Here is a 23,060-nt window from a genome sequence, read left to right on the forward strand (position 1 = left end):
TCGACTTGAACCGGCTATTCCTCGCGAAATGATCGTGCGATCTGGTCACCGATCGGCTTGATCAGAAAAGACAGGACTGTGCGTTCGCCGGTCTGAATGAAGGCTTCCGCGGGCATTCCGGGAACGAGGGCGAGTTTGCCGAGGCGCGCCGGTTGCTGCGGCGGGATGGTGATCCGCACGATGTAATGGGAAAGCCCGGACTTCTGATCCAGCGTCAGGTCGGCGGCGATGCGGCTGACGCTGCCGTTCAGTTCGGGAGTGGTACGCTGGTTGAAGGCCGACATGCGCAGCACGGCAGGCTGGCCGAGCCGTATCTGGTCGATATCCTGCGGGTTGATTTGTACTTCAAGTGCCAGTCTGTCGCTGTCGGGCACGATCAGCATGACGGTGTCGGCTGGCGAAATCACACCGCCAACGGTGTGCACCGCGAGCTCGTGGACCAGTCCGCTTTGCGGAGCGATAATATCGATCCGCTTGAGCTGATCTTCTGCAGTCACCTTCCGTTCGACATATTCCGCCGTCTGGCCCTCGATGTCGCGCAGGCTGCTGGCGACTTCGCTGCGGAGGTCCTGGTCGACCTGAATCATCTGCAACTGTGTTTCGGAAATCTTGCCGCCGGATTGCGCCTGGGCTTCGACGAGCCGGCCGCGTTCGCCGTCGAGGTTTGCCGCTTCGCGTTCCAGTGCCATCATCCGCTGAATGGGTACCAGCCCTTTCTCCCAGAGTTCGCGCACGCCTGTCAGCTCGCGTTGGATGAGGCCGATGCCGCGAATTTTCGCTTCTTCCTGAGCCACGAGGCCGCGCACTTCCTTGCCGTATTGAAGGGCGCGTTCGCGAAGCTGTGCCTTCTGGCCGAGGCGGGCGTCGCGGCGCAGTTCGAACAGTCTGCTTTCGCCTGCCATGAGCAGTGCGATCTCCGGATCGGCGGCGCGCGATCTGATTTCGTCGGGAAAGGCGATGACGCCAGCCTCGTCGCGCTCGGCGCGGAGTCGCGCCCGTCGCACCGCGAATTCGTCGAGCCGCTTGGTGACGATGGCGAGATTGGCGCGCGTTTGCGTCGCGTCGAGGCGCATCACCATGTCGCCTGCGGTGACGCGTTGTCCTTCGCGGACCAGAATTTCGCCGACCACGCCGCCGGTCGGGTGCTGGACCTTCTTGACGTTGGTATCCACGACGAAGTGTCCTGCGGCGACGACTGCGCCGGCCAGATTGGTCTCCGCGGCCCATCCGCCGATGCCGCCGACCAGCACAACACCCGCCAGCGTGGCGATGCCGAGGTGGCGCAGGATCGAGTGGGAGACCGCCGAGACATTGCTATCGGGCATCGCGATCTTCCATATCGTCGTGAGGATGTGTGCTCATTCCCGACTTGTCGGCGGGATTTGCGATCACCCGCAGCGGCGCCAGAGACCGCGCGGTGGCCGCATGGCCGGTCGTCGTGCCACTGCCGTGTGCTGCGGGGGCGGGAGTCTTCAGCGTTTTGCTGAGGACGTCCGCGCGCGGACCGAATGCCTTGGCGCGACCGCCTTCCATCACCATGACGAGGTCGACGGCGCCGATCGCACTCGGACGATGTGCGATGACGATGGCAATGCCCTTGCGCTCGCGGATGGCGGCGATGGCGCGGATGACCGCCGCTTCGCCCTCGACGTCGAGATTGGCATTGGGCTCGTCGAGCACGACCAGGAACGGATCGCCATAAAGCGCGCGTGCCAGCCCGATGCGCTGGCGCTGGCCGGCGGACAGGGCTGAGCCGGCTTCGCCGATCCGCGTCTGGTAGCCATGTTCCAGCCGCAGGATGAGATCGTGCACGCCGGCAGCTTTGGCCGCGGCGACGATGGCCTCGGAGACCGGGTCATCTTCGAAGCGGGAGATATTCTCGGCAATGGTGCCATCGAACAGTTCGACGCCCTGCGGCAGATAACCGATATCGCGACCGAGCATTTCGCGGTCCCACTGGTCGAAGCTGGCGCCGTCGATGCGCACCTTGCCGTTGGCCGGTCGCCAAGCGCCGACCAGCGCGCGTGCCAGTGTGGACTTGCCGCTGCCACTATGGCCGATGATGCCAAGAGCGCTTCCGGCGGAGACGGCAAAGCTCAGCCCCGTGACCGTCGGCCGTTTCTCTCCGGGCGGCGCGATGGTCATCGCTTCGACGCGCAGATCGATATGGGCACGCGGCAGTGCCATCGTCTTGGTGGCTTCCGGCATGCACGTCAGCAATTCATCGAGCCGTGCCCAGCTCTGCCGTGCCATCAGGAACGGCTTCCATGTCGAGATGGCCAGATCCACGGGCGCGAGCGCGCGGCCCATCATGATCGAACTCGCCACCATCACGCCGGCGCTGGCTTCCTGCCTAATCACGAGATAGGCGCCGACACCGAGCATGGTCGACTGCAGCAGCGCACGCAGCGCGCGGGCTACACCGCCTAGGCCTCCCGCCACATCGCCAGCCCGGCGATTGGCCGCCAGATAATCCGAGTTGGTACGATGCCAGCGCGCGGCCATCCGGCCGCCGAGGCCCATCGCGCGCACCACTTCGGCGTTGCGACGGCTGGCCTCCATCAGGGCGTTGCGAAACATGCCATGCTGGACGGTCTCGCGGGCGGGTCCCCTGGAGCGGGCATTGGTGAGAAGGGTGAGGGATACGAGGATGACAGCACCTACGAGGGCCGTAATGCCGATCCAGACATGAAACACGAAGCAGATGGCGAGGTAGAATGGCATCCACGGCAGGTCGAAGAAGGCGGTGGGACCGGGGCTGGACAGGAAGCCGCGTACATTGTCGAGATCGCGCAAGGGCTGCAGGCCATCGCCGGGCAAAGGCATCTCAAGCGGCAGGCCGACGACGGCATCATGCACGCGGCCGGACAACTGATGATCGAAGCGCTCGCCGATGCGCAGCAGAATGCGCGATCGAATGATGTCGAAAAGGGACTGAAAGGCGTAGAGCGTGGCCGCCAGCACACCGAGGCCGATCAGCGTCGAAACGCTGCGGCTGGCCAGCACGCGGTCATAGATCTGCAGCATGAACAGCGGCGCGGTCAGCGCGAGCACGTTCACGATGCCGCTGATCACGGCGATCCCCGCGATCGCGGGCTTGAGTGGCGAGATGGCCGCCGCAGCTAATGGCTGCGACGGAACACGCTGTGGAGCTTTCACCACGACAGCTCTGCTCAGACGGTGAAGTGGCCGTCCAGGATCAGACCAAGCATGTCTGTCCCGACATAGCCATCGAGCTGGATCGAGTTGGCGCCGTCGGTGATGGTGAGCACGTTGCTATTGTCCCACCAGTTGCTGTGGTTGAAGAACAGGTCGACATAGTTCGAGATGTTGGTCACGCCCTGCAGGTCGAGGACGTCGAAATCGCCGGTGGCCGCGTGAAAATCCAGCACGACGTCATTGGCCCACCCGTCGGCGAAAACGAGCGTATCGTTGCCAAGACCGCCAGTGAAGCTGTCATTGCCACCGAAGCTCAGCATGACATCGTCGCCGGCCGTGCCGGTCTGGATGGTGCCCTGTTCGGCAAAGTAGCCGTAAAGGCCGTTCAGGCTGCCATTCTGCGACAGATCGGTGATCGCGGCATCGAAGGCCGACGTCAGCGTTGCGCCGCTGAATCCGATCGACAGACCGGGATCCTGGACCCACAGGTCGGTCGATGAGACATAAGCCAGATTGCTGCCGAGTGTCAGGTTGGTGACCGTGCCATCGGCGATGCCCGGCGTATAGGAGAAGTCATCGCCGCTCACGATGATGGACGATTTATCATTGTCGACGCCGCCGACGATGCGTGTGCCGGCATACCATTGGTCGGTGGTGTTCTTCACGGCGTTGAAATTTCCGGTGCCGCGATATTCGAAATTGTCGATCCAGTTGTCCAGATAAGCGGGCAGGTTGCTGCTTGCTTCGCTGTAGGTGATAGTCAGCGCCATTGTCGTTCCTCAGGATTTGGGTTGTCGGGACGTCGTGATCCGGCGGCGCGTCGTGATCACTGCAGGCGATCCCGATGCAGGGAGCTGACGCGACATCAGCGTCGCGTCAGCAGGTTGCGTGGCCGCCAGTTCGCAGCGAAGTCTGTTAGACGAAGGCGATATCGCTCCAGTCCAGCGTGCCGCCGCCGTCGAAGTTCACGGTGATGGTGCTGGTCAGTCCGTTGGTTGCATCGGCATAGGTGATGACATTGCCGGACAGGCTGCCGCCCGCACTCTGGAATGCCGCGGCATTTGCCCAGCCGAAACCTGCGAACTGAATCTGGTCGGCGTCGTCGAAGAAGTCGGTGATGACGTCGTTGCCCCAGCCCTGGGCAGCGGTGCCCGCGGCGGTGTCGTAATAGTCAGCGCTCCAGAGGAACGTATCGACCAGCACGGCTCCATTTCCGCTCAGCACGTCGTTGCCCGCGAAGCTGAGGAGAACGTCGTCGCTCGTCGTGCCGGTCTGGTTCGTCCCCTGTTCGGCGAAGTAGTCGGTCAGACCCGCGAACGACTGACCGAAGAACGTCCCGCCATCGACCAGCCCGCCATGCGACAGCGAATAGATCGCCTGATTGAAGGTGGTGGTGACGGGCATGTAGCCGCTGCTATTGGTGATGATCAGTTCCTGATCCTGCACCCACAGATCCGTGGCTGGCACATATTCAAGATTATGGCCGAGCGTGAGCGATTCCACGTCGCCGTTGAAGGTGCCTGGCGTGTAGGTGTAGTCATGGATGTTCATGATGACGGAAGGCAGATTGTTGTCGGTGCCTTCGGTATCGACACCGGCCGACCATTGATCCTGGCCAGTGAACGAGGTGGAGAACCAGCCGTTTCCGTTGTAGGTGAAGTTGGCGTCATACGACGCCAGATATGTGGCGAGGTCGCTGCTTGCTGCCGTAAGCTGAAGATTGAGTGCCATTCTCGAAACCCTTCTCTGCTTGTTTTGCCCGCCTTGTGGTGGGCCTCCATCCACGCCAATGGGCGGGGAATTTCTAGAACTTGTAGTTCAGCGACACCGTCGCTGTACGGCCCGGCGCGGCGTAGAAATTGGCGCCGACCGCCGGCGCATAAGCGAGATCGGTGACATTGTTCACGGCGAAGCGTAGCTTGGTCGTTTCGTCGAAGCTGTAGGATCCGTAGATGTCGTAGACGCGGTAGCCCGACATCTCGTAGCCGCTGCGCAGCGAGCCGAGGGCAGGGACGGTCTTCGACACGTCGACGATGCGTGTGCCCAGCGTCAGTTTCTCGTCGAGCAGCCGGATGCCGGCATCGAGCGTCACGCGCAGCTTCGGCTGCTCGAAGATGACGGCGGCGCCACGGCCGGCATTGATAGGCATGTTCCTGCCTGACGGGGTCGTAAAGCTGTCGGCGAAGTCGGTGTCGATGCGCGTCACCGTGCCGCCGATATAGAAGAATCGCGCGTCGTAATTGGCCTCGATCTCGACGCCCTTCATGCGCGTGATGCCATCGAGATTTACGAATGAATCATATTGCCTGGTGTTCACCGCCGGGTTCAGGATGTAGCCGAAGCTGATGTAATCGGTGATCTCCCGATAGAAACCGACGGCCTTGAAGCGGATGGCGTCGCGCTCGGTCAGGATGCCGTTGGCCAAAACATTGAAGCCGGCTTCGTAGGTGTCGCCGCGCTCCGGACGCAGGAACGGGTTCGGCGCGTAGCCATTGATTTCATTTGCATCGTGGCCGCCGTTCAGGAACGATTCCATCACGGTCGGTGGCCGATAGCTCTTGGAATATTTGGCAAAGGGTTGCAGCCACTCGACCGGCTGGAAGGCGACCGTGAAGCTTGGCAGCCACGCGCCGCCGGACTTGTCGATATCGACATCATAGGGGGTGTAATAAGCCGGACCGTAGATCGGCTCCGTTACAGCAGCCGACCCGAGGGAGCAGCCGCGCCGATTGCAGAATGGCGCCACTGCGGCCTTGATGATTCTCACGCCGATCTGGTCGTACTGCGGGTCACCAATGAACGTGGTCTTGCCATAGAGATGATGCCAGTCGTAGCGGATGCCGCCGGTCAGCGTGACCCATTCCGCTGGCTTGAGAGTTGCGCTGCCGAAGCCGCTGACCACATCGCGGTTTCCGCTCGGCGTGCCGCCGGTCAGCAGGCTGGAATAATCGACACCGTTGGGGCCGAGGAATCCGCGCTGCAGCGTCGTCTTGCCGTCGTCGGTGAAGGCCTCCAGCCCGTAATTGAGCGCCAGCGCGCCGATGCCGGTCTCGAAACGGCTGGTATTCTCGACGCTGCCGCCCAGCGTCGAGAATACGAAGTTCGATGGTCCGGTCAGCGCAACGGCGCCGTCGGAGACCGTGTCGTTCTTGAGGTGGTTGTAGTAGAGCTTGGCCTTCAGATCGACGATGTCATTGCCCGGATTCCAGTCGAGCGCTGATGTGAACGTATCGTTGGCGACCTGCTCACTGGACTTCAGGATGCCGCCGCGTGCGATCGTGTTATCGTAGTTTCCGGTATTGTACCGGGAATCGTTATGCAGCCAGCCGATCGTGATCTTCACGTCTTCGGTCGTCAGCGCCTCGGCCTTGAGGATCGTCGAGAACACCTCCTGGCCGGAGAACAGGAAGACATTGCCATCATAGGCCGTCGTGCCGCCGCCGATGGTGCCGTTCTTGCCGATATCGTAGGCTCCGATGTTCTTGTAGCTGACGCCGCCGAGCACCGAGAAGCGCTCCGACACGCGGACGGCTGCCGCCGTCGAGCCGTCGAAATTATACGCGTTGGTGCCTGTGGTGGCATTCACCACGCCGCCATAATGGTTGCCGGGCTTGATCAGATCGTCGGCAATAAAGGTACGGAAATTGACCAGGCCGCCAAGTGCGCCGGCGCTTCCAACGCCCGACGTCGTGCTTTTCTCCACGTCGATCTGGCGCAGGAAGGCAGTGTCGACATAGGTCCGCTGCGTCGCACCGTGGCCGCTACGCTGAAAGTTCTGCCGCGCACCATCGATCATGGTGGTGATGCGGTCCTGATCCTGCAGGCCGCGGACATTGACGCTGATGGCAGGGTTCTGCGCCGCCGAGCGATTGGCATAGACGCCGGCCACATTGTCCAGGAGATCGCGCGCGTTGCGCGTCGGGCTGCTCTCGATCGCCTCGCGGGAAATCACGCTGACCGCGGCTGGGCGCTGATAGACCCAGTCCGGCGTTCCCTGATAGCCGGAGCCCGTCGTATTATCGTTCCTGGTGGCGTCGACGACGATCGTGTCGAGCTGGACGCCGTCAGCGGAGGAGGAAACGGGACCTGCACGGCCCTGCGACGGATCGATCAGCAACGCGGCTTTCGGGCCGGTGATGCGATACGTAATTCCCGTGCCGGCCAGGAGCTGTGCGAGCGCCTGGGCCACCGTGTAATTGCCATTCAATGGCCGGCTGCGCATGTCTGGTGCGAGCTGGATCGTATAGAGGATGCGCCAGCCGCTGCTGGCGCCGAGATCCGCAATTGCCGCTGCAAGAGGTTTGGCGGGAATGTTGAGCGGGTAGGTCGTAGAGGCGGTCGCCGTTGCGTCGACACTGTTTTGGCCAAAGGCCGGTATTGTCGTGATCAACGGCAACATGCCGATCAGCCCGCCCGCCACATGGCGAGCGACGCCCCGTCTACCCCCGAACCGCATTACGCACGAACTCCGCTTTCTCGTTGTTTGCTGTGCGCCGCCCCAGCGCCGCGAAGAGCTTCTGCTCTTCATCCAGTTCAACGAGTCACGAAATCAAACCCACATCAGGGTCGTGCGTGTTGCCGTTTAGAATTCCGGTAAACAGAGTTCAGTAGATGACGGTCACCCAGGGTGTGACTTGGGCGATGTTGCCCTCGACCATGCCGGCAATGGCTGTGAGGCTTTCATCGACATTCGTGGTCGGGAATGTGCCGGAGACGAGCAAATCGCTGAAGCGACCGCGGATGACGATGCGGCTCGATGTTTGGCGCTGCAGCGCTTCGACGACCCGGTATAGCGGAACGCGGTCGAAGACCAGACGGCCTGATATCCAGGCCAGTCTGGCATCAATGTCTCCGGTTTCGACGGTACCAAGTTTTCCGCCGGACACGCGCACATGCTGGTTTGCCGATAGTTTGACACTCGTGTCGCGGTCCTGGCCGGCGACCGACACCAGTCCGCGTTGAACTGTCACCTCGACATCATCAGCCGTGCGGTCGATATTGAAGGCAGTCCCGAGCACGCGGATTTCGCCTGAGCCGCTGTCGACCGTGAAGGCCATCTGGTTCGGCTTTACATCGAAGAAGGCCTGGCCACGGCGCAGAACGACCCGGCGTCGACCATCCTTGAAGTCCAGGTCCAGGGCAGTGTCGGCGCCGATGTTGAGGCGGGAGCCGTCCGGCAGGTCGCGGGCGACCATCTGACCACGCGCCGTGACAATATCTGCCTGCCAGTTCTCGACCATCGACGGATTGACGAACCAGATGACGCAGGCCGCGGCGATCGCTGCCGGCAATGCCGGCCACCATCCCATCTGTCGCCGGCGCCGGGCAGCGATGTTGCCGTGACGATGGTCGCGTGCAGCCAGTCGAATGGCGGGCTCCTCAAGCTGCTGCCAGATCGTCGCTGCTTCGCGATAGGCCAGTTGATGACGATGATCCTCATCGAGCCATTGCCGAAAGGACGCTTCGTCGGCCTCGGTCGTCGTCCCGTCGCGTCGGATGAGCCAGAGATCAGCGGCGGCGCATTGTGCTTTCGTTGGCCGGTCGCCAGGTTTCATCAGCAATTCCTTCGATCGATCGAAAAGGCGACGCGGGAATGCTCCTGCCGTTAGAAGCGTTCCAGCTACTCCTACCTTTACAACGAGCGACGAGAAAGAACCCACATCCATTTTAGCGGAAATCTTTGCTGGCGAGGTTGAGATGATCGTCCACGGCGGCGCGGCAGTGCTGCATGGCGCGTAGCAGATGTTTTTCGACGGCACTTACGGAAATGCCGAACCGCTGTCCGATCTCGGCATTGGATTCGCCATTGACACGTCGGCGAATGAAGATCTCGCGGGTTCGGGCGGGAAGCTGCGCGAGCGCGCGATCCAGCGCGGCAACGGCCTCGCGCGCCTGCAATGCTGCGTCTTCCGATGGCTGCCCGGGACTGAGCTGTTCAGGCAATACATCGGCGAGCATATGATGCCGCCGCGATGCCGTCAGGTTATGATCGATCGCGGCGTTCCGGGCTGCAGCGTAGAGAACGCGCTTGTTGTCTTCGTCTGAGCCATTGGTGCCGGCGGCCAGTACCCGGGCGAAGACGTCCTGGACGATCTCCGAAGCCACTTCACGATCACGGACCCGGCGACGTACCAGCGTTTCGAGATGAGCGCGATGTGACGTAAAGAGCCTCGCGATCGTGCTCTTCCAGAGGGTCATGATCTCACGCGTTCGAACAAGACGGGCTTCGATGCGTTGCGGCGATCATTGAGAACGGGGCAATAGCTGATCGATACAGACGATATGTTGTCTGTATGACGAGATCATCGACCATGTCACCGACGGCGCCAATGTCGCTATCGGAAATCTCGCTCATCACCGGTTCCTGCGGTCAGGATGCTCCTGATCTTCCGGCAGAGATAGACGGTACCACCGTCCAGCTCAAGCCATTGATGAGGACATGATATAGAACGGTTCGAAATTCACGGAAGCCGGGCCACGCGAAGTGCCGACACGGATCGTGACGTTTGAGTCCGGTAATGACATCCAGGGTGTATACTCAGGCCACAGCCACAATCACGTGCGCCTGAATTTTAGCAGCAACCTCGCCGCTACCATGTCTGCGCGCAATTTCAGATGCTGCGTAGTTGGTTGCAGTTTCCAGTTTTCCGGCGTCTCTGGCTTCGATTTCGGTGCGAAGAACAGTTCCCTGACAATAGGCAACGGCCGGAAGGCGCGGCGAAGATGCACGGCTTTGTTCGGCTCTCGTCTCGATCCTCACGTGGGAGAAACCTGCGTCCTCCAGCTCGCGACGGATCAGTGCCGTATCGTGGTAGCCGTGCGGCGTGCGCGCCAGAAAGCGCGGCGGATCGTCCGGAAAAATATTCGCTAGAGCATTCGTCACATCGTCAGCAAATACATTGTCCTCGATGCGATCCCATACATTGAATAAAAGATGCCCTCCGGGCTTCAGAGCTCGCTTTGCTTCGCGGTAGGCGGCTGGGCGGTCGGGAAAGAACATCGCGCCGAACTGACAACACACGAGATCGAAGGCCGCATTTTCAAACGGGAGCGCCATAGCATCCGCTTGTCGCCATGTGATGCGATTGTCCGGAGCTTGTCGCGACGCGGCGTAGTCGAGCATCGGCTGGTTGAGGTCGGTGACAATATAGCTTGCGCGTGGGGATAATTTTGGCGTCAACACGCGGGTGACAACCCCGGTGCCCGCGGCAATTTCCAGAACGGCGCCTGGCGAGAAAGACGCTGCGCGTTGTGCGAGATCTGCGGCGTAGGGCTCGAAAATCAACGGCACCATATAGCGATCGTAGTTTTCCGGAATCGAGCCAGCGAATAACTTGTCCGTTTCCAGCATTGCTATCACCCGTCGTCCGTTTGATGGCTCGCGAGACTAGCATGTATTGTCGGCGTCGTCCCGAAGGGCGAGAGCCGAGCCAAGGCCATTGCGTCTGGCCGAACGTCAGTGATTCAAATTCTCCAACCGGGAGCTCGAACGATGCGGCTGTCCAGATGATGGACAGTTCCATTGTCCGTGTGCATCAGGATGGGGCGTGTATCATCAGGACCAGAAACAGCCGGTCTGATTGTCGCGATGACTACTTCAGCGCATCCGAGACCAGCCTGAATTTCTGGATGCGCTTTCCGGTGTCGACTTCGGCCGTGTAGACGTTGCCCTTGGCATCGACAGCCATGGCGTGAATCCAGTGGAACTGGCCGGCCTGGCGGCCATTTCGGCCGAAGGTGCCGACGACCTTGCCATCGTCGCGATTGATGACGCGGATCTCGTTGTTCTCGCCATCCGCCGTCAGCAGCCAGCTCTGCTTAGGATCGGGCCACACCGCGAGATCCCACACCGCGCCGTTGCCGAGCGTGGCCTTCTCGTAGAACCACTCCTTCACGAAGCTGCCGTCCTTCTTGAACACCTGCACGCGGTTGTTGATGCGGTCGCAGACATAGACGAGGCCGTCATTGGCGAGCTTCACGCAATGCACGGGATTGCCGAATTGTTGTGCTACCGGCGCGTTCGGATCGTAGGCCGCCTGCTTGTCGTCATTAGGCTTGTTGCCATAGGCGCCCCAGTGCCGCTTGTAGGCACCGGTGGTCGCATCGAACACGATGACGCGGCGATTGCCGTAACCGTCAGCGACATAGATCTCGTTGGCATCCTTGTCGATGGCGGTCTCGGCGGGCTTGCCGAGCTGGGTGGTGTCGTTGCTGCCCTTGCTCGGCGCGATCTTGCCGATCTGCATCACGAATTTGCCGTCGGTGGTGAATTTCAGGATCGCATTGTCGTTGTCGAGATTGCCACCGACCCAGACGAAGCCTTTCTCGTCGACTTCGATGCCATGCTCGCGGCCGACCCATTCATAGCCTTCGCCAGGACCGCCCCATGAGCGCAACAGATTGCCGGCGGCATCGAACTCCAGCACCGGCGGCGCTGAGACGCAGCACTTCGAACGCGGCGGATTGAGTGCCGCGCCTTTCTCGTCATCGGTGAGCGAGCGCGGGCGATGGATCACCCAGACGTGGCCGTCCTTGTCGGTCGTGATGCCGCCGACCTGGCCGAGGATCCAGTTGTTCGGCAGCGGCTTCGGCCAGGACGCGTCGACCTCGAAGCGGGGGATATCGGCGGCGCGGGAGGAGGGAGGTGCGAGGGACAGCGCGGAGAAAGCGAGGGCTGCTGTTGCAAGTGCACGCAGTGACCGCGCGCGAGTTGGCGACGCCATGACGACCTCCCTGATTGTCGGTGCGGGTTGTCCCGCTTGGGAGGGAGTGAAGGCTTGAGATTGGGAAGAGTCAATCCTGTGCACCTTCGGTCGTCATGCATCCACGCCTTGGCCGCAACGTAGGACGTGGATGGCCGGGACATCTAGCGGAGCTACGCTTCGCGCTTTGCCCGGCCATGACAGAGTGTGGGTCGTTCTGCGAAATCGTCACGCCGGCGGGTGGAAGCCCATCACTTTGCCGGTCTTGTAGTCGACGAATTTCCCGGTCTCCGTCCACGACGGCAGACACAGTGGCAAGATGGCTTCCGCAGCCTGTGCGGGAGTGTCGAGCGTCTCCGGATCTTCGCCGGGCATCACGATGGCGCGCATGTGGGTGCGGATCGGGCCGGGATTGAACAGGTTCACACGCAGCGGCGTCGTGACGGTCTCGTTGGCCCAGACGCGCACCAATGTTTCCAGCGCAGCCTTGGAGACGGCATAGGGACCCCGATAGGCGGAGGCCTTGCTGGCGGTGCCGGATGTGAGGAACACCGCGCGCCCGGCATCGGACTGCTGCAGCAGCGGCTCCATGCAGCGGATGAGCTGGAAGTTCGCGGTGAGGTTCGCGGCCATGGTGTCGTTCCAGGCCTTCAGCTCGATATGGCCGAGCGGCGACGAGGGGCCTGCGACGCCGGCATTGCCGACCAGAATGTCGAGCTTGCCGTGGCGCTCATGCAAAGCGGCGCCGAGGCGCGACAGGCCGTCGAGATCGGTGATGTTCAGCGGCACCAGCGTGGCACTGCCGCCCTCGGCACGGATCGCGTCGTCGAGTTCTTCAAGGCCACCCTGGGTGCGCGCCACGGCGACGATGTGTGCGCCGGCCTTGGCCAGCGCCAGCGCAGTGGCATAGCCGATGCCGCGCGAGGCGCCGGTGACGAGGGCGATACGGGAGGCGAGGGGAAGGGTCATGGCGCGGCTCATAAATCTCAGGCGTCATCCCCGCGAAGGCGGGGATCCATACACGGGAGGGTTATGATGCGGAAAGGTGGTTGTGTCTAATCCAGAGCCAAACAAATTAGATCGTGGCTACGGATCCCCGCTTTCGCGGGGATGACACCCGATAAGACTGCGATCAGCTCGCCTCAGCCAGCAGCGAGAGCTGCCGCGGAGCGTCGATCTCGCTCATGTCGGTGAGCGGGGTCGGGTAGTCGCCAGTGAAGCAGTGGTCGGCGAATTTCGGATGGGCGGGATCGCGGCCGGGTTCGCCCATGGCGCGGTAGATGCCGTCGACCGAGACGAAGGCCAGCGAGTCCGCGCCGATCAGGTCGCGCATTTCTTCCAACGTGTGCGTGGCGGCGAGCAGCCCGGCGCGGTCCGGTGTGTCGATGCCGTAATAGTCGGGATGGGTGATCGGCGGCGACGCAATGCGGAAGTGGACTTCCCGGGCGCCGGCGTCGCGCATCATCTTGACGATCTTCTTCGAGGTGGTGCCGCGCACCAGACTGTCGTCGATCAGCACGATGCGCTTGCCTTCGATGGCGGCGCGGTTGGCCGAATGTTTCATGCGCACGCCGAGTTCGCGCACGCTCTGGGTCGGCTGGATGAAGGTGCGGCCGACATAGTGATTGCGGATGATGCCGAGTTCGAACGGCACGCCCGAAGCGCGGGAATAGCCGATCGCAGCAGGCACGCCGGAGTCCGGCACCGGCACGATCACGTCGGCTTCCACATGGGTCTCGCGGGCGAGCTGTTCGCCCATCGCCTTGCGGGTGTCGTAGACCGAGCGGCCGCCGACGATCGAGTCGGGGCGCGCGAAGTAGATATATTCGAAGATGCAGGGGCGCGGCGCTTGCGGCGCGAACGGCTTGTGGCTCTGCGCGCCGTTCTCATCGAACACGATGACTTCGCCAGGCTCGATGTCGCGGATGTACTTGGCGCCGATGATGTCGAGCGCGCAGGTTTCCGAGGCGAGGATCGGCGAGCCGTCAAGTTCACCCAGCACCAGCGGGCGGATGCCGAGCGGATCGCGGGCGCCGACCAGCTTCTTGTTGGTCAGCGAGACCAGCGCATAGGCGCCTTCGATGGCGCGGAGTGCTTCAATATAGCGGTCGATGAAACGGTTGCGCTTGGAATGCGCGACGAGGTGCAGGATGACCTCGGTGTCGGTGGTCGACTGCATCATCGCGCCGTTCTTCACGAGCTCGCGGCGCAGGGTCAGACCGTTGGTGAGGTTGCCGTTATGGGCCACTGCAAAACCGCCGGCATTGAGTTCGGCGAATAGCGGCTGGACGTTGCGGAGAATGGTTTCGCCCGTGGTGGAGTAGCGGGTGTGGCCGACGGCGGCGGTGCCGGGCAGGCGCTCGATCACTTCGCGGCGGGAGAAGGTGTCGCCGACGAGGCCGAGGCGACGTTCGGAATGGAAGCGCTTGCCGTCGAAGGCGACGATGCCGGCCGCTTCCTGGCCGCGATGCTGGAGGGCGTGGAGACCGAGCGCGGTGATCGCCGCCGCATCGGGATGGCCGTAGATACCAAATACACCGCATTTTTCGCGGAGCATGTCGCCGTCTAGATCGGGATTTCGCATGGTGGTGCTCGCGTCGTCGGAAGGGCTCTGCATCGGATCCATCGCGCCTTTCAGGTGTCGCGAGAAACTAAGAACGCCTAGCGTCCCGCCGGTTTGCCATCGATCAGCTTTTTCAGGCTGTCGCGGGCAGGTTTGGAATAGCCATCCGCGGCGCCGGGCGTTGCGGGCTCGGCGTCGGTCGTATCCTCATCAGGTTTGTTTTTCTTGAACCTCTTCAAGATGGTGTTTTCAGGGTCATCCGGCAAGAGTGCCATCAGCCAATCGCCGGTTCCCTGCAGAACGACGCGCGATTTGGCACCCGTGACCCAGTCCGGACGCTGCTTGTCCGGGACCAGCCATGAGAAGAACAGGAAGGCGACGACCACGATCAGGAGGCCGCGGGCGAGGCCGAACAGGAAGCCCAGCGTGCGGTCCAGCGCGCCGATGCGCGAATCCAGGATCATGTCGGAGATGCGGACGGTGATGATCGAGACCACGATCAGCGTGCCGATGAACACGCCGGCCACCACCACGATGCTGGCGACGGTATCGTTGTTGAAATAAGTTTTAGCGGTCGGGAGCAGCTTCTGGAAAGCAAACAGGGTGACCAGCGCCGCCGCGCCCCAGGCCGCGATCGACAGGATCTCGCGCATGAAGCCGCGGACCATGGCCAGCAGGCCGGAGATCAGCATGACGCCGAGCAGGACAAGGTCGAGAATCGTGATCGGCATCGGCTGGTCAGGTCCGCTCGTGAATCAGAAACCGCGAATCGGCACAGGCTGCCGCTTCAGGTGACGGTGATATGGCACGTCTCGCAAGGCCGGAAAACCGCTATCGGCCGCAAGAGCACACCTGATCACACCATTGTTCCGCTTTCGGCAGAGTGCCTTAACGGAGCGTGTTGCACATCTGCGCAGTCTGTCGCGCGCGCATTCTATAGCGGCCGCGGCAGCGCAGGTCACGTCGCTGTCAGCCGTCCTGGCGCTTGAATCGCGCCGGTACGGTATTTTTCTCGGCATCTGTGCTTTTGCTGTTGTCGCGCGTGGGTTTGACGCCGCGCGCAGCGATATCGGCGACCAGCGAGGTCAGGCCGCCGATGGTATTCAGCGACAGTCCGGCATCGCCGCTGGGATCGCCGCGCGCCGATTCCGGCAGCACTGCGCGGCCGAAGCCGAGTTTTGCCGCCTCTTTAAGCCGCGCCGAGGTCTGCGCCACCGGGCGCACCGCGCCGGACAGCGAGATTTCGCCGAAATAGACCGCGTCGGTGGGCAGCGGCGCATTGCAGAGCGACGACACCAGCGCTGCGGCCGCGGCCATGTCGGCGGCGGGCTCGTTGATGCGCAATCCGCCGGCGACATTGAAATAGACGTCGTAGCCCGACAGCTTGACCCCGCAATGGGCCTCCAGCACTGCCAGCACCATGGACAGCCGGGAGGAATCCCAACCCACCACGGCGCGGCGCGGCGTGCCCAAAGTCGTCGGCGCAACCAGAGCCTGCAGTTCCACCAGCACCGGGCGGGTGCCCTCCATGCCGGCGAAGACGGCGGTGCCCGGCGAGCCGAGATCGCGATCGGACAGGAACAGCTCGGACGGGTTGGAGACCTCGCGCAGGCCAAGCCCGGTCATCTCGAATACGCCGATCTCGTCGGTCGGGCCGAAGCGGTTCTTCACCGCGCGCAGGATGCGGAACTGCTGCGAGCCTTCGCCCTCGAAGGACATCACGGCATCGACCATATGCTCGACCACACGGGGCCCGGCGATCTGGCCGTCCTTGGTGACATGGCCGACCAGGATGATGGTGGCCCCGGATTTCTTGGCGAAGCGAATGAGCGCCTGCGCCGAGGCGCGGACCTGAGTCACTGTGCCCGGCGCGGATTCCACGGTGTCGGTCCACATGGTCTGGATCGAGTCGATCACGATCAGCCGCGGCACCGTGCCTTCGGACAGCGTGGCGATGATATCTTCGACCGAGGTCTCGGACGCGAGCTGCACCGAGGCGTCTGCAAGGCCCAACCGCGACGCGCGCAGCCGCACCTGTGCCACGGCTTCTTCGCCGGAGATGTAAACCACGCGATGGCCGGCCCGCGCCATCAGGCTGGTGGCCTGCGTCAGCAAGGTCGATTTACCGATGCCGGGATCGCCGCCGATCAAGAGCACCGAGCCGCGTACGAAACCGCCGCCCGTGACGCGGTCGAGCTCGCCCATCCCCGAGGCAATGCGCGGCGCATCGTTGCTCTGGCCGGTCAGGCTTTCGAGATTGAAGGTGCGCCCCTTGCGCTTGGAGCGCGCGCTGACCGGAATCGTGGTGACGCCGGTGGTGTCCTCCTCGGCCAGCGAATTCCACTCGCCGCAGGCGTCGCACTTGCCCTGCCACTTGTTATAGGCGGCACCGCAATTCTGGCAGACGAAGGAGAGGAGGTTCTTGGCCATAGGGGTGAGGGAATCGGGGCTGTAGGTGTTTTTGGTTTGTTCTCTTGGTCTACGCGGTTGACTGGGGCATTTGCAAGTTTCTTCTCGAAGGGTTTGCCAGCCTCGCCGGGTGGGACGCATCAACCGGCACATGGGCAAGATCTATTCGGTTGCCAAAATTCCGACGCGCGAGAACTGGTCGGCAATGTCGGCCTGGATCGCCTTTGCCGCGGCGATGCCGGAGGTGCAGCCTCTGCAGTGGTCCTGTTCAACTTGGCGATTGCTTACGCTCGGTAGACGCGCCGCGAGCAGAATCCAGATGCAAGCAGTGGTGAGCAATCGAGGCTGCTCGACCAACCAGCTGAGCCGCAGTCCAGCGCTTCGCGAGTCCAATTTGTTCCGCGCAGGAGCTCGCGTGGAACTGCCATGCGACGAATCCTTCATTAACCTCCGCCCGATAGCCTCACCGCAGTGACGTCAGCGTGAGGTGTGCCGTGCGTATTTTGATAATCGTGCTGGGTGCAGCGACGCTGGCGACGCCGGTACTTGCCTCTGACTACCGTGATGCGCGCTATCGCGCCGGCACCGCGCGCTATCCCATCACGATGGATACCGGCATTCGCGCGCCGCCGCCGCTTTACTATGTGGAAGCGCCGCCGCGTTATGTGCGGGATCTGAGAACGGGCGAACCGGGCCAATGGGTGGTTCGCCAACCGAGTGTGTTCGAGCAACTCTTCGGGCTGCCCCGCGACGGTTATTAGGTTGGCTGCTGAGGCCGATTGATCTCACGTCGGGCTCTGCGGTGAATCCAGGCGCAGTGCAGCTGTGTCTGCCTTGGCATCCTCATATGTTGCCGTCATCAAATCTTAAGCACGTTCATCAAGGTAAATATCAGGACCGCGTTGACCGGTGGTGGTGCTTGGCTGAGTGTCGCGCATCAAAGCGATACGAACCCATTTCAAACAAGCTCGCCACGGGGTCTCATCATGACAAAATTGATTGCTGCTGCGCTGTTCGCCACTGTCGCCGGAATGGCGATGCCCGGTGTTGCCTCGGCTGGCTGCTATAATTGCTACGCGCCACCGCCGCCGTGCCAGACTTGCTATCAGCAGCAGGTGGTGCCGCCGCAGTATCGTACGGTCGAAGAGACGGTGATGGTCGCTCCCGGTCGCACCGTCGCGCGCCGCACGCCAGCGCAGTACGAGACGGTGATGGTGCCGAAGACCGTGATGGTTGCGCCTGCGCGCGTCGATTACGAGCGCATTCCGGCGCAATACGCCACGCAGCAGCGTGTGCAGATGGTCGCTCCGGCGCAGGTCTATTACGCACCGGTGCAGCAGGGCTGCTCGACCTGCAATCGCGGCTTCAGCTTCGGCTCAAGCTACGGATACGGCTACTAAGCCGCGGGTAGCTCAGATTTTCAGGACTGCGATCGGCCGCCTCAGGGCGGCCGATTTGCGTTTGGGGAGGGCGGTGCAGGCAGTCAGGACAAGCCGCTCTTGGCTTTCTCGCATGCGTGGAATATATGATTCATATACGAATCATATATGAGGATTCCCATGGGTATCGTGAATATCGATGACGATCTGCACGATCAGGTGCGCAAAGCGTGCACAGTATCGTTGCGTTCGATCAATGCGCAGGCTGCCTATTGGATCAAGATCGGCATGCTGTGCGAGACCAATCCGACGCTCAGTTTCAACGAGATCATGGCGCGTGAACTCAGCTCTGCAGGCGTTTCGGCTCAGCCGCTGGCTGTCAGAGCAGCATGACGAAGCGACCTGAGGAACTGGCCTTGCTGGCCGAAGCCGGGCGGCTGCTGGCGTCCGTCTTCGGGCTGTTGGATCGCCGCTCGCTCGCCGGCCTCTCGACGCTTCAGGTCAATGAAATGGTCGAGCGGTTCATCGTCGACGATCTCCAGGCCCGGCCCGCAAGCAAGGGCCAATATGGCTATGGTTTCGTGTTGAATGCGTCGGTGAACGATGTGGTCTGCCACGGCGTCCCATCTCAATCGCACGTGCTTCGCGACGGCGACATCGTCAATTTCGATATCACGCTCGAGAAGAACGGCTACATCGCAGATTCCAGCAAGACCTATCTCGTTGGCGAAGTGAATCCGGCCGCCAGGAGACTGGTCCAGACCACCTATGAGGCCATGTGGATGGGCATCCGGGCGGTTCGCCCGGGCGCACGGCTCGGAGACATCGGCTGGGCGATCGAACGACATGCCAGGCGCAATGGCTATTCCGTGGTGCGTGAATATTGCGGTCACGGCATCGGCCGGGAGATGCATGAGGAACCGCAGGTTCGGCACTTCGGAAAGCCGGGGACGGGCCTCGCCCTGCGTGAGGGGATGGTTTTCACGATCGAGCCGATGCTCAATCGCGGCCGGCGGAGTGTGAGAACCATGGGTGACGGTTGGACTGTTGTGACGAGAGACGGGTCGCTGTCCGCCCAGTTCGAGCACACCGTTGCCGTGACAGCGTCCGGCGTATCGGTGCTGACGCTGCGTCCCGACGAACCAGGGCATGGACTCCTAAGCGCGTAGCCAAATCCGAATGGCGCTTCCGGAGCCGTGGCCGATATCGCGCTTCGTTGCAGCGGCGGCGCGGCTCACCTGATCGCCGTTTGAAACGGGGCGGTCATCTCCCTGCGGTGATGACCTCTCCGCACAACTCGCCGTCAGCAGCACCATTTCCAAATGAAACTGCGGCATCGAGGTCGAATTCGGAGAGCGGGACGGGCCGACCGAACAGAAAGCCCTGGACGAGGTCCACGCCTGCAGCCTGCAGATATTCAAATTGCTCTTCGGTCTCGACACCCTCCGCCGTCGTTGCGATGCCAAGACCATGGGCCAGCGCAAGCACCGAGGACACTACCGCTGCGCAATCGCGGCGATTGGGAGCGCCTTGTGCGAAGGATTTGTCGATCTTGATCCTGTCGAACGGGAAATTGGTCAAATAACTCGCCGTTGAATAACCAGTGCCAAAATCATCGAGCGCTATGGAGATGCCGAGATTCTTCAGCTGCCGTATCGTCCCCAGATGCGCCGTCGCGTTCTCAAGAAGAGCGGTCTCCGTGATTTCCAACTCCAGCCGTTCAGGCGAAAGACCCGTCTCCATCAGAGTATCCAGCATGACGTCGAGCAGCTTTCCCTTGCTGACTTGAACCGCTGAGATGTTGACCATGATCTTGAGGTGAGCCGGCCACGACGCTGCATCCGTGCAAGCCTGGTGCAGGATCCACTCGCCAAGAGGAAGGATCAGCCCCGTCGCTTCCGCGAGCGGAATAAATTGATCGGGAGCGATGAGCCCTTTCGACGGATGCCGCCAGCGGACCAGCGCCTCGGCGCCGCGAATCTGCCGTGTCTTGGCGTCAACCACCGGCTGATAGTGCACTTCGAATTCATTTCGCGCGATCGCGTCCCGCAGTTCGTTTGCCAATATCTTCTGCGAGTGGGCAGCCTCAATCATTTCGGACTGGAACAGGCGGAAATCGTTTCGCCCCCCCGTCTTGGCGTCGTAGAGCGCGAGATCTGCTTTTCTCAACAGGTCCTCGGGATCGACGCCCTGTTCCGGAGCGAGGGCAATTCCAATGCTGATCCCGATGCTGGCCTGGTGGCCGTTGAGATCAAATGGCTGAGCAATGGCATCGATGATCCTGAGGGCAAGCACGATTGCACCCTCCTGCGGATTGGGTCCGCCGTCCTGGATGATCGCAAACTCGTCACCCCCAAGGCGGGCCAGCACATCGGTTTCGCGAGTCGATGATTTCAGCCGTTGAGCGAACTCAACGAGCAAACGATCCCCAGCGGGATGTCCCAGCGTGTCGTTGACGGTCTTGAATCTATCGAGGTCGAGCATGACCACGGCAAAGCCATCGTCATGGCGGCTAAGACGCTGGCTCGCCTCCTCAAGTTTCTCGGTAAACAGTGTTCGGTTGGCAAGTCCCGTGAGCGCATCGTGACGCGCCAGGTGAACGATCTCGGCCTCTGCGCGCCGCCGTTCAGTGATATCTTCATGCGTTGCAACCCAACCGCCGTCCTTCATCGGCTGTCGGGTGACGAGTATCAATCGCCCGTCCGCAAGTTCATCGACCCTGGCCGAGCTTGAATCTGTCGAATGCTGGCCCAATTCAGCTATCTTTTTCCTGATGGCTGGTTCGCTCGTCCCGCCCTTGAGAATGCCACGGGAGACGCGATCGGCGATGATAGCCTCATGAGGCGTCCCGACTTTCAACAAAGCCGCAGGCAACTGGTATAGTTCCGCATAACGATCATTCCAGACAACGAGCCGTTTCGCTCCGTCGAACATGCAGAGACCCTGCGACATGTTGCTCAGCGCAATGTCGAAGCGTTCGTTGGTCTGCTCCAGCTCCACGGCTTTCGTGGCCAGCAACTGCTCCCTGTGTTTTTGCGCCGTGACATCTTCATGAGTCGCCAGCCACCCTTCGGTCGGCATCAGATGGCGCGTCATCGAAATGAGGCGCCCGTCGACAAGCTCCTGGACCTCTTTCTCCAGTTTCAGTTTGGCGTCGACAAGGACATCCGCAGCCATTTCGCAATTTGTTCTCTTCGCCCGGCGATATTCAATGATTTGCCGCAGCGTAGTCCCTGGCTTCACCTGTTCCTCGCTGAGGTGATAGATTTCCGCATAGCGCGCATTTGAAAGAATGATCCTCTGCTCCCCATCAAACAGCGAAAGACCCTGCGACATGTTGTTCATCGCGGCGTCGAAGCGCATGTTGATCCGCTCGAGTTCAGCAGCTTTATCAGTCAACAAGCGCTGTGCGCGTTTCTGCTCGGTGATGTCTTCATGGGTTGCGACCCATCCGCCATCCGCAATCGACCTGCGTTGAATTAAAATCACGCGACCGTCGGCAGTCATAAAAATCTGTCTTTGCTTCGTCGGAATCTCCTGAACATCCCCCTCGATGGACAAATCGTGCTTTCCGCGATCTTTGAGGGCCTGCAGCATGAGAGACAAAGGTGTTCCGGGCCTGACGAGTTCTTCCGGGAAACCGTACATCTCGCGGAAGCGGCCATTCGAAACCACCAGATTCTTGTTCGCGTCAAACAGGCAGAGCCCTAGCGACATGTTGCTCAAGGCAGCATCGAACTGCATGTTCGTTCGTTCCAGAATCCTAGTTTTCACGGCAAGACTATTCGTTTGGCGCAAAATCCTAAACGTGCCGAACAAGATGACGGCAACGATCATAGCGACGAGCGGGCCCACCATGTAAAGGTGCTGGCGCCATGGTCCCAGCACCTCACTGCGGGCGTATGTGATGACCAAGACCAGCGGCAGTCCGGGCACAGCCTTGTACCCCGCGAGGCGCGCGATGCCGTCGATAACGCCTATGGTCTCGTAGGTGCCCGCTTCCGATTTTGGCAGATATTCGGAGACGAGCGGGCTATCCGCGAAAGATTTTCCGATAGCTCCTTTTCTCGCGGGCTCTCGCGCAAGAACCCGCCCCGTGCCCGCGCGATGCAGCAACAGCACGGATCCGCCCTTGCCGACATCGATCGCGCGATAGACCTGCGTGAAATGTGTCGGGTCGAGCGGCGCAGTTACGACCCCTGCGAAGCTGCCGTCGGCGTTGCTTAACCGGCGCGACGCCGCCGTCAACCATTTGTCGGTGACAGCCGAGGGATAGGGGGGCGCAATAAACAGCCGGCCATCGGCCTGATCGCGTTGAGCGGTGAAGTGCAACATGTCGGAGATATTGCTTCGCGGCGGCGTGCGATCGTAGGAATGCGCCAGAAGGTTACCGGCTGCATCTGTCCAGCCGACGGCAACGACGATCGATGAGGCCTTCTTGAGAAGACGCAAGGCGGTATTTGCGGCTTCGGGCGTTGCATACTTTCCCGAAAGGTTATCTTCGCGAATTCTCTCGGCTTCGAGCAGTGTTCGATCGATCCCCTCAAAGGTCAGCGCCGTGTGTTCGGCGAGAATCTCGGCGATGTTCAGTGCTGCCTTTTTTGCCTCAGAGAGCGCCGCATGATGGCGCGCCTGCAGATCCACCAAAAACACAACGATGATCGACGTCGCAAAGAAGACGCCGAGCACCACCAATGAAAATCCTGGCAGCCGGGCCAGTCTTCCATAGAACGCGCGCATGAAGCGTCCAGTAGTCGTTACAAATGAAACAAATGAAATTCCGGATTTCAGCGTGGATGACGAACCTTAATAATAGGTTGGAAATATTGGCTTTACTGTACGCGGCGA

At 61.5% G+C, this 23,060-nt stretch carries 18 protein-coding genes and 1 pseudogene; 5 read left to right on the plus strand and 14 right to left on the minus strand.

The genetic code is table 11. From position 1 onward, the window contains the following. Positions 1–14: 14 nt before the first annotated feature. The 8 genes from BLW80_RS12735 to BLW80_RS12770 form a co-directional block, all read right to left on the minus strand. Positions 15–1,325 (minus strand): HlyD family type I secretion periplasmic adaptor subunit, encoded by a 1,311-nt coding sequence (locus tag BLW80_RS12735; protein WP_093758268.1) that lies wholly within the window; start codon positions 1,323–1,325, stop codon positions 15–17. Next, on the minus strand, positions 1,315–3,162 hold the full coding sequence (locus BLW80_RS12740; protein ID WP_093758269.1) for a type I secretion system permease/ATPase: 1,848 nt from the start codon (positions 3,160–3,162) through the stop codon (positions 1,315–1,317). Before BLW80_RS12740 ends, BLW80_RS12735 begins: the two co-directional genes overlap by 11 nt. 11 nt (positions 3,163–3,173) lie before the next feature. Further along, a complete protein-coding gene (locus BLW80_RS12745; protein ID WP_093758270.1) occupies positions 3,174–3,929 on the minus strand; it encodes a calcium-binding protein in 756 nt (251 codons plus the stop codon). 145 nt (positions 3,930–4,074) lie between these two features. Further along, a complete protein-coding gene (locus tag BLW80_RS12750) occupies positions 4,075–4,890 on the minus strand; it encodes a hypothetical protein (RefSeq protein ID WP_089263918.1) in 816 nt (271 codons plus the stop codon). 73 nt (positions 4,891–4,963) lie between these two features. Further along, the gene (locus BLW80_RS12755) at positions 4,964–7,558 is read right to left on the minus strand and encodes a TonB-dependent receptor (RefSeq protein WP_170849656.1); all 2,595 of its coding nucleotides are present in this window, start codon (positions 7,556–7,558) and stop codon (positions 4,964–4,966) included. Between the two features lie 205 nt (positions 7,559–7,763). Beyond that, positions 7,764–8,714 (minus strand): FecR family protein, encoded by a 951-nt coding sequence (locus BLW80_RS12760; RefSeq protein ID WP_170849657.1) that lies wholly within the window; start codon positions 8,712–8,714, stop codon positions 7,764–7,766. Between the two features lie 112 nt (positions 8,715–8,826). Further along, a complete protein-coding gene (locus BLW80_RS12765; RefSeq protein ID WP_093758273.1) occupies positions 8,827–9,357 on the minus strand; it encodes an RNA polymerase sigma factor in 531 nt (176 codons plus the stop codon). 340 nt (positions 9,358–9,697) lie between these two features. After that, a complete protein-coding gene (locus BLW80_RS12770) occupies positions 9,698–10,510 on the minus strand; it encodes a class I SAM-dependent methyltransferase (RefSeq protein WP_093758274.1) in 813 nt (270 codons plus the stop codon). Between the two features lie 137 nt (positions 10,511–10,647). Between BLW80_RS12770 and BLW80_RS30610 the strand changes: the two are divergent. Further along, positions 10,648–10,734: pseudogene (locus BLW80_RS30610) on the plus strand (IS5/IS1182 family transposase); the annotation flags it as partial. 17 nt (positions 10,735–10,751) lie between these two features. Here the strand turns inward: BLW80_RS30610 and BLW80_RS12775 are convergent. The 5 genes from BLW80_RS12775 to radA all read right to left on the minus strand — a co-directional run bounded on the left by BLW80_RS12775 (position 10,752) and on the right by radA (position 16,854). Beyond that, positions 10,752–11,882, minus strand: coding sequence for an NHL repeat-containing protein (locus tag BLW80_RS12775; RefSeq protein ID WP_093758275.1), 1,131 nt, complete (start codon positions 11,880–11,882; stop codon positions 10,752–10,754). Positions 11,883–12,089: 207 nt separating this feature from the next. After that, positions 12,090–12,830: an SDR family NAD(P)-dependent oxidoreductase gene (locus BLW80_RS12780; RefSeq protein ID WP_093759050.1), complete on the minus strand. Its 741-nt coding sequence runs from the start codon at positions 12,828–12,830 to the stop codon at positions 12,090–12,092. A 163-nt stretch (positions 12,831–12,993) separates the two neighbouring features. Then, positions 12,994–14,487, minus strand: a complete 1,494-nt coding sequence (gene purF, locus BLW80_RS12785; RefSeq protein ID WP_081421779.1) for an amidophosphoribosyltransferase — start codon at positions 14,485–14,487, stop codon at positions 12,994–12,996. 35 nt (positions 14,488–14,522) lie between these two features. Then, positions 14,523–15,155 carry a CvpA family protein gene (locus tag BLW80_RS12790; protein ID WP_093758276.1) on the minus strand — a complete coding sequence of 211 codons (633 nt, stop codon included), beginning with the start codon at positions 15,153–15,155 and terminating at the stop codon, positions 14,523–14,525. Between the two features lie 238 nt (positions 15,156–15,393). After that, positions 15,394–16,854 carry a DNA repair protein RadA gene (gene radA, locus BLW80_RS12795; protein ID WP_093758277.1) on the minus strand — a complete coding sequence of 487 codons (1,461 nt, stop codon included), beginning with the start codon at positions 16,852–16,854 and terminating at the stop codon, positions 15,394–15,396. Between the two features lie 473 nt (positions 16,855–17,327). Between radA and BLW80_RS12805 the strand changes: the two genes are divergently transcribed. From BLW80_RS12805 to map, 4 genes are all read left to right on the plus strand, one after another. Continuing rightward, positions 17,328–17,594 (plus strand): hypothetical protein, encoded by a 267-nt coding sequence (locus tag BLW80_RS12805; RefSeq protein WP_139285819.1) that lies wholly within the window; start codon positions 17,328–17,330, stop codon positions 17,592–17,594. A gap of 276 nt (positions 17,595–17,870) precedes the next feature. Then, positions 17,871–18,233 (plus strand): hypothetical protein, encoded by a 363-nt coding sequence (locus BLW80_RS12810; protein ID WP_093759051.1) that lies wholly within the window; start codon positions 17,871–17,873, stop codon positions 18,231–18,233. 159 nt (positions 18,234–18,392) lie between these two features. Next, entirely contained in the window at positions 18,393–18,605 is a 213-nt protein-coding gene (locus tag BLW80_RS12815; protein WP_093758280.1) for a ParD-like family protein, read from the plus strand. After that, on the plus strand, positions 18,602–19,381 hold the full coding sequence (gene map / locus BLW80_RS12820) for a type I methionyl aminopeptidase (RefSeq protein ID WP_093758281.1): 780 nt from the start codon (positions 18,602–18,604) through the stop codon (positions 19,379–19,381). Before BLW80_RS12815 ends, map begins: the two co-directional genes overlap by 4 nt. Before the next feature lie 94 nt (positions 19,382–19,475). On the opposite strand, the gene BLW80_RS12825 is transcribed toward map, so the two are convergent. After that, positions 19,476–22,952, minus strand: coding sequence for a bifunctional diguanylate cyclase/phosphodiesterase (locus BLW80_RS12825; RefSeq protein WP_093758282.1), 3,477 nt, complete (start codon positions 22,950–22,952; stop codon positions 19,476–19,478). Positions 22,953–23,060: the final 108 nt, after the last annotated feature.

It is taken from the genome of Tardiphaga sp. OK245 (assembly GCF_900108575.1).
GTDB classification, from domain to species: domain Bacteria; phylum Pseudomonadota; class Alphaproteobacteria; order Rhizobiales; family Xanthobacteraceae; genus Tardiphaga; species Tardiphaga robiniae.

What these genes read in the sequence shown, in the direction of transcription:
- BLW80_RS12735 (WP_093758268.1), bottom strand. Translation starts at nt 1,325, where the DNA reads ATGCCCGATAGCAATGTCTCGGCGGTCTCCCACTCGATCCTGCGCCAC.
- BLW80_RS12745 (WP_093758270.1), bottom strand. Translation starts at nt 3,929, where the DNA reads ATGGCGCTGACTATCACCTACAGCGAAGCAAGCAGCAACCTGCCCGCT.
- BLW80_RS12750 (WP_089263918.1), bottom strand. Translation starts at nt 4,890, where the DNA reads ATGGCACTCAATCTTCAGCTTACGGCAGCAAGCAGCGACCTCGCCACA.
- BLW80_RS12755 (WP_170849656.1), bottom strand. Translation starts at nt 7,558, where the DNA reads ATGTTGCCGTTGATCACGACAATACCGGCCTTTGGCCAAAACAGTGTC.
- BLW80_RS12760 (WP_170849657.1), bottom strand. Translation starts at nt 8,714, where the DNA reads ATGAAACCTGGCGACCGGCCAACGAAAGCACAATGCGCCGCCGCTGAT.
- BLW80_RS12765 (WP_093758273.1), bottom strand. Translation starts at nt 9,357, where the DNA reads ATGACCCTCTGGAAGAGCACGATCGCGAGGCTCTTTACGTCACATCGC.
- BLW80_RS12770 (WP_093758274.1), bottom strand. Translation starts at nt 10,510, where the DNA reads ATGCTGGAAACGGACAAGTTATTCGCTGGCTCGATTCCGGAAAACTAC.
- BLW80_RS12775 (WP_093758275.1), bottom strand. Translation starts at nt 11,882, where the DNA reads ATGGCGTCGCCAACTCGCGCGCGGTCACTGCGTGCACTTGCAACAGCA.
- BLW80_RS12780 (WP_093759050.1), bottom strand. Translation starts at nt 12,830, where the DNA reads ATGACCCTTCCCCTCGCCTCCCGTATCGCCCTCGTCACCGGCGCCTCG.
- purF (WP_081421779.1), bottom strand. Translation starts at nt 14,487, where the DNA reads ATGGATCCGATGCAGAGCCCTTCCGACGACGCGAGCACCACCATGCGA.
- BLW80_RS12790 (WP_093758276.1), bottom strand. Translation starts at nt 15,155, where the DNA reads ATGCCGATCACGATTCTCGACCTTGTCCTGCTCGGCGTCATGCTGATC.
- radA (WP_093758277.1), bottom strand. Translation starts at nt 16,854, where the DNA reads ATGGCCAAGAACCTCCTCTCCTTCGTCTGCCAGAATTGCGGTGCCGCC.
- BLW80_RS12810 (WP_093759051.1), top strand. Translation starts at nt 17,871, where the DNA reads ATGCCCGGTGTTGCCTCGGCTGGCTGCTATAATTGCTACGCGCCACCG.
- BLW80_RS12815 (WP_093758280.1), top strand. Translation starts at nt 18,393, where the DNA reads ATGGGTATCGTGAATATCGATGACGATCTGCACGATCAGGTGCGCAAA.
- map (WP_093758281.1), top strand. Translation starts at nt 18,602, where the DNA reads ATGACGAAGCGACCTGAGGAACTGGCCTTGCTGGCCGAAGCCGGGCGG.
- BLW80_RS12825 (WP_093758282.1), bottom strand. Translation starts at nt 22,952, where the DNA reads ATGCGCGCGTTCTATGGAAGACTGGCCCGGCTGCCAGGATTTTCATTG.